Origin of the sequence: Pseudomonas sp. 18.1.10, assembly GCF_024655625.1 — a bacterium.
GTDB lineage: Bacteria > Pseudomonadota > Gammaproteobacteria > Pseudomonadales > Pseudomonadaceae > Aquipseudomonas.
Window position 1 is genome coordinate 1 of the sequence record NZ_JANLGL010000466.1, and the last position, 825, is coordinate 825.

1 protein-coding gene is annotated in these 825 nt (G+C 56.2%); it reads right to left on the minus strand.

Going from position 1 to position 825, the window contains the following annotated elements; all coding sequences use genetic code 11:
* Positions 1 to 68: 68 nt before the first annotated feature.
* On the minus strand, positions 69 to 392 hold the full coding sequence (locus NUV89_RS29720) for a DUF6124 family protein (protein WP_257784124.1): 324 nt from the start codon (positions 390 to 392) through the stop codon (positions 69 to 71).
* Between the last annotated feature and the right edge of the window lie 433 nt (positions 393 to 825).

Genomic DNA, 825 nt, shown 5'->3' on the forward strand with positions numbered 1-825 from the left:
CAGTACATGTGTGACTGATACACCGCATTCGCGAGCAAGCCCGCTCCCACATTTTACCGTGCCCGTCTTCAGGCCTGTTTGAGGGTCAGTGCCTTCTCGACCAACAACTGAATTCCCTCCAGCATTCGGGAAATCCCCAGCGCTACGCTGCGAGGATTACCGTCGACCTCAAAAGCCAAATGGCTGGCCAGTGCTTGAGCTGACTCAAGATCCTCCGATGCGTTGGTCAACAGCGTCTCGGCGTCTAAGCCTTCACGCACGGTAAACAAGCCATGGCCGTCAGCAGAAGGCTCTGGTTTCTCAGACGGATGCAGATAGTGGTTAATCGCTCGATGAGCAGAGGCGTGAAACGCGGTTGAGTCTAACGGCGGATTCGGACTGTCTTTGATCATGGCAAAGCTCCTAGAGTATTGGAGTCACCACCCATCGCTGCGAAACGATAATCGGGTGGCAGCTGTACGCAGGTTCGCAGACCGGGACTCTAGGCACCCGGCATACCCGAAGGTATCCCGCGCACAGCCGCCATAACATCAGGCATAAAAAAGCGCCCGCTATCTGAGGTGGACGCTGTGCGTCTAGAGTTTAACCGGGCTGCGAAACCCGGTCGCTGAATTTGCAGCGACCGCCGAAGATTAGGCAGCCATCTTCCGAGGGACAACCCTAAAACGCTGTCGGAAATTTCTGCGGGTTTCTACTGGGTCACGCAGCCAATCCGATGGGGCCCAATCCAAATGTGGGAGCGGGCTTGCTCGCGAAGGCGGTGTGTCAGCCAGTACATGTGTGACTGATACACCGCATTCGCGAGCAAGCCCGCTCCCACATTTT

What these genes read in the sequence shown, in the direction of transcription:
- NUV89_RS29720 (WP_257784124.1), bottom strand. Translation starts at nt 392, where the DNA reads ATGATCAAAGACAGTCCGAATCCGCCGTTAGACTCAACCGCGTTTCAC.